5 protein-coding genes and 1 pseudogene are annotated in these 4901 nt (G+C 69.2%); all 6 read right to left on the minus strand.

The genetic code is table 11. From position 1 onward, the window contains the following. The coding region (gene tsaB, locus ACRDU5_RS09570) for a tRNA (adenosine(37)-N6)-threonylcarbamoyltransferase complex dimerization subunit type 1 TsaB (RefSeq protein WP_526614246.1) at positions 1–535 on the minus strand (535 nt) is incomplete at its 3' end. After that, on the minus strand, positions 532–999 hold the full coding sequence (tsaE, locus tag ACRDU5_RS09575; protein WP_526614247.1) for a tRNA (adenosine(37)-N6)-threonylcarbamoyltransferase complex ATPase subunit type 1 TsaE: 468 nt from the start codon (positions 997–999) through the stop codon (positions 532–534). The genes tsaE and tsaB, both read right to left, overlap by 4 nt. After that, positions 992–2110 carry an alpha/beta fold hydrolase gene (locus ACRDU5_RS09580; protein WP_526614248.1) on the minus strand — a complete coding sequence of 373 codons (1119 nt, stop codon included), beginning with the start codon at positions 2108–2110 and terminating at the stop codon, positions 992–994. The genes tsaE and ACRDU5_RS09580 overlap by 8 nt, the downstream gene beginning before the upstream one ends. Then, positions 2100–3284, minus strand: a complete 1185-nt coding sequence (alr, locus tag ACRDU5_RS09585; RefSeq protein WP_526614250.1) for an alanine racemase — start codon at positions 3282–3284, stop codon at positions 2100–2102. The genes ACRDU5_RS09580 and alr overlap by 11 nt, the downstream gene beginning before the upstream one ends. Positions 3285–3335: 51 nt before the next feature. Beyond that, positions 3336–4718, minus strand: coding sequence for a glutamate decarboxylase (gene gad / locus ACRDU5_RS09590; RefSeq protein WP_526614249.1), 1383 nt, complete (start codon positions 4716–4718; stop codon positions 3336–3338). Positions 4719–4741: 23 nt separating this feature from the next. Further along, positions 4742–4901 (minus strand): annotated as a pseudogene (locus ACRDU5_RS09595) (bifunctional ADP-dependent NAD(P)H-hydrate dehydratase/NAD(P)H-hydrate epimerase); the annotation flags it as partial.

A 4901-nucleotide genomic window follows, 5' to 3' on the forward strand; every position in this document is an offset into this window, starting at 1 on the left:
CCAGTCCAGAGGCCGTCGGGTAGACCGCGGGCTGTCGGGGCAGGTCGAAGAGCGCGACGTGGTCGGGCGCACCGGCGACAGCGCCGGCCGTGGCCGGCACGTCGGCGGGCGCGGTGACCGCGGGCCCCTCGATGCGGACGCCGTCGAGGTAGCGCGCCCAGTACACCTCGCGGCGGCGGGCGTCGGTGACGACCAGCACCTCACCGGCGGTGTCGATGCCGATGGCGTCCAGGCTGCACACACCGTGCACACCGATGCCGAGCGCCTGCCCGTAGGCGGCGGCGGTGGCCATGCCGACCCGTAGTCCGGTGAAAGGCCCTGGGCCGCAGCCCGCCACGACGGCGGTCAGGTCGGTCACCGTGAGCCCGGCGTCCGCGAGGGCGGCCAGCACGTTGGGGGTCAGCTGTTCGGCGTGCGCGCGGGCATCGAGGGTGACGCGTTCGGCGAGCACGTCGATGCGGTCGCCGTCGCGTCGCACGATGCCGGCCGTGACCGCGGGCGTCGCGGTGTCGATCGCCAGGATGACATCGGTCATGACGGGCTCCACCGCCAAATCGCCGTTCGCACGTCGGTATCCGCTCCGCGTTCGAGCCGGATATCGAGGTGGCGGTCCGACAGCCGCTCGACCAACCCCTCGCCCCACTCCACCACGACGACGGCGTCGTCCAGATCGGTGTCGAGGTCAAGCGAATCCAGTTCCCCGAGTAGGTCGACGCCGGAATGATCGAGTAACCGGTACATGTCGACGTGCACCATGGCCGGCGATCCGGGCCGCCGCGCGGGATGAACCCGGGCCAGCACGAACGTCGGCGAGATCACCGGCCCGTCGACATCCATCGCCTCGGCGATGCCCTTCGCCAACACCGTCTTTCCCGCACCCAACGGTCCGGACAGCACCACCACGTCTCCGGCACGCAGTTGTCCACCCAGCTTGGCGCCCAGCGCCATGGTGTCTTCGGCGGTGGGCAACTCCGCGGTGCCCGCCGACGGTTCAGCCATGCGGCCGGGTCCGTTCGCGCAGCCGTCGCGTCATCGCCACCAGTTTCGACGGCGTGGCGCGCTCGACGAGGCGGACCAGCGCGTCATCGATCGCCTCCGGCTGCTCCAGCTGCACGAGATGCCCTGCGCCGCCGACGATCACCAGCTCGGACTTGGGCAGCGCGGCCGCCATCGCCTCCGACCGATCCACCGGCGTCAGCAGATCGCGATCACCGCAGGAGATCAGGGTCGGCACCTTGGCCAGCGTGCGCAGACCCGCGGTCTCCTCGTGCACCTCCAGCGCGTGCAGGAACTCCACCAGGGTGGCGATCGGGGTGCCGTGCATCATCTTCTCGGAGAACGCCACCACGCTCGGGCTGATCTTCTCGTCGCCGTAGGTCGCCGCCCGCAGGATCGGGGCGATTACCGACTTGGCGGTCCCGCGGGCGCGGTGCACGGTCTTCGGGGCGTACCGGACCGCGAAGCGAGCGGCCTCCAATGCGGGGTTCTTCAGGATCTCCCCAAGTGGGGAGCGCGAAATACCCTCGGCGGCAGAGGAAATCAGCACAGCGCCGACGATGCGGGTGGGATAGCGCTTCGGGTATTGCCGGGCGTGTGACAGCACGGTCATGCCGCCCATCGAATGCCCGACCAGCACCACCGGCCCCTTCGGTGCCGTCACGGCCAACACGGTTTCCAGGTCCTTGCCCAGCTGGTCGACGGTGTAGGTCTCCGGCGGCGCCTCCGCGGATTGCCCGTGGCCGCGCTGGTCGTAGAACACCATCCGCACCTGCGGGCCCCACTCGTCGGCCAGCCGCGCCCGCTGAAAGTAGAACGCGCCCATCCGCAGGCAGAACCCGTGCGCGAATACCACCGTCACCGGCGCGTTCTCCGGCCCGGATTCACGCACCGCCAGGTCCACGCCGTCCGGGGTAGTGACCACCGAGCCGCGGTCGGCGTCGAGCAGCTCGAAATCCTCGCCCGCGTAAGGATCGTCGGATGTGGTGCGCCGGGCCATCGACCGCGCAACGGACACCCCCGCGACCGTGCCGACCGCCGCCAGGCCCGCGACTCCGGCCAGCCAGCCGGCATTCGACTTCCGGCGCGACCGCTTGGCGTCGTTACCGCTCAACGGCGCTGCCTGTCGCTGAAGCGCCGCGGTAGGTCCTGATGACCCTGCCTCGAGGACTGGTGACGACCTCGTAATGAATGGTGCCGAGCAGATCGGCCCAGTCCTGCGCGGTGGGTTCTCCGTCGGTGCCGGGCCCGAACAGGATGGCTTCGTCGCCTTCGGCGACATCGCGCCCGTCGGGGCCGAGGTCGACCACGAACTGGTCCATGCAGATGCGGCCGACGTTGGGCCGCAGCCTGCCGTTGATCAGCACGTTCATCCGTCCGCTCAGCGTTCGGTACACCCCGTCGGCGTAGCCGATCGGCATCAGTGCCAGCGTGGTGTTGCGGTCGGCGATCCAGGTGTGCCCGTAGGACACGCCGTCGCCGGCGCGCACCGATCTGACCAGTGCCACAGGGCATTTCAGCGTCATCGCCGGCCGCAGCCCCATATCACCGCGCTCAGGGATGGGGCTCAGCCCGTAGACCGCGATGCCCGGCCGGACCATGTCATAAGCGAGGTCGGGACGGGTCATGACGGAAGGCGAGTTGGACAGGTGCGCGACTTCGAAGTGCACGCCCTGATTGCGGGCCTGCTTGTGCATCTCGCGCAAGCGCTGTGCCTGCAGGTCGTTGACGGGATGGTCGGGGTCGTCGCCGTACACCAGATGCGACATGATGCCGCGCAACCGGATCGCCTCGTCGGCCGCTGCCCGGCGTAACGCGGTGAGCATCGAGGGGTACTCGGCAGCACCGACCCCATTGCGATTCAGCCCGGTGTCCACCTTGACCGTGACGGTGGCGGCGCGGCCGGTGAGCTTGACCGCGGCCAACAGCTCGCGCAGCTGACGCGGCGACGACAGTGCGATCTCGACTTCGGCCTGCAGCGCGGGAGCGAAGTCGGTGCCCGGCGGGTGCAGCCAGGACAGCACCGGGGCAGTGATGCCGTCGCGGCGTAGCGCCAGCGCCTCCTCGATGGTGGCGACGCCGATCTCGGTCGCGCCCGCCGCCAGTGCGGCCCGGGAGACCGGGGTGGCGCCGTGGCCGTAGCCGTCGGCCTTGACGACCGCCATCACCTGCGCCGAGCCGGCGTGCTCGCGCAGTACCCGCACGTTGTGCTCGATCGCGGCGAGATCCACCACCGCCTCGGCGTTTGCGCTCGGCGTCAGTGAGGTCGTCAGCTCGGTTGTCTGCATGGTCATGTCACCACCGCCGATTGTCCCAGAACGGTGGGAGTGGGCTTGAAGTCAGTGCGCGAACGGTTGCAGCTCGTCGAAATGCCCACCCGGTTTGAGGGTGTCCAGGTGGGCCAGCGCCGCGACGGTGTCGTCGCGCAGAACGCGCGCCAGATCGGCCGAGAAGCCTTCCCGCACGACCACCCGCAGCACCGCGACATCGGTGGCGTTCTCCGGCATGGTGTAGGCCGGCACCTGCCAGCCGTAGGCCCGCAGCGTGTGCGAGACGTCGAACTCGGTGTAGCCCGGATCGCCGGCCAGCCGGAAGCTGATCACCGGGATCGCCGACCCGTCGGAGATCACCTCGAAATGCTGGCTCTCCCGCAGCTGATCGCCCAGCCATCGCGCGGTCTGCGACAGGCACCGCATCACCTGCGAATAGCCGGCCCGCCCGAGCCGCAGGAAGTTGTAGTACTGGCCGACCACCTGATTGCCGGGCCGGGAGAAGTTCAGCGTGAACGTCGGCATATCGCCGCCGAGGTAGTTGACCCGGAAGACCAGGTCTTCGGGCAGGTGTTCGCTGCTGCGCCACACCACGAAGCCGATGCCGGGATAGGTCAGGCCGTACTTGTGCCCGCTGACGTTGATCGACACCACCCGGGGTAACCGGAAGTCCCAGATCAGATCGGGATGCAGGAAGGGCACGACGAAGCCGCCGCTGGCCGCGTCGACGTGCACCGGCACGTCGAGCCCGCCGTCGGCGGCCAGCTTGTCCAGCGCGGCGCAGATCTCGGCGATCGGTTCGAGCTCGCCGGTGAAAGTGGTGCCCAGGATCGCGACGACCCCGATGGTGTCCTCGTCGATGTTCTCCAGCACCTGTTCGGTCGTGATGACATAGCGGCCCTCCTCCATTGGCAGATACCGCGGTTCGACGTCGAAGTAGCGGCAGAACTTCTCCCACACCACCTGCACGTTGGAGCCCATCACCAGATTCGGCCTGCGCTGCCGCCAGCCGTCGCCGACCCGTTCGCGCCACCGCCAGCTGAGCGCAAGACCCGCCAGCATCACGGCCTCGCTGGACCCGATCGTGGAGACCCCGGTGGCGCTAGCCGGGTCGTCGTCACGCAGCCCCTCGGCGTGGAACAGGTCGGCGACCATCGACACGCACCGCGCTTCGATCGCGGCAGTGGCCGGATATTCGTCCTTGTCGATCATGTTCTTGTCGAACGTCTCAGCCATCAGCGTCTCCGCCTGTGGATCCATCCAGGTGGTGACGAAGGTCGCAAGGTTGAGCCGGGAACTGCCGTCCAGCATCAGCTCGTCGTGGATGTACCGGTAGGCGGCATCCGGATCCATCGCTTCGTCGGGCATCCGCAAAGACGGAACCGGCGCCGTGCCCAGCCGCCCGGTGTACGCAGGGGCGATATGCGGGGCGTGGGAACGCTTGCGGGACATGACGAGTCCTTTCGTGACGGCGACTAGAGACGGGCGAGTGCGGTTCGGATGTGGGCGAGGATGCGTGACGACGACGTGGGGACCGGGCGCGGTCCGGGATCGGCGGCCGACAGGTTGGCCGCGCGGGTGTGCACGAAGGCCGCGGCGGCGGCGGCCTCCCCGGCGGGCAGCCCGGCGGCGAGC

This window comes from Mycobacterium sp. (assembly GCF_050701515.1).
In the GTDB taxonomy this organism is placed as follows: Bacteria; Actinomycetota; Actinomycetes; order Mycobacteriales; family Mycobacteriaceae; genus Mycobacterium.

Excerpts from the sequence above, each read along its gene's own strand:
- alr (WP_526614250.1), bottom strand. The coding sequence starts at position 3,284 with ATGCAGACAACCGAGCTGACGACCTCACTGACGCCGAGCGCAAACGCC.
- tsaE (WP_526614247.1), bottom strand. The coding sequence starts at position 999 with ATGGCTGAACCGTCGGCGGGCACCGCGGAGTTGCCCACCGCCGAAGAC.
- gad (WP_526614249.1), bottom strand. The coding sequence starts at position 4,718 with ATGTCCCGCAAGCGTTCCCACGCCCCGCATATCGCCCCTGCGTACACC.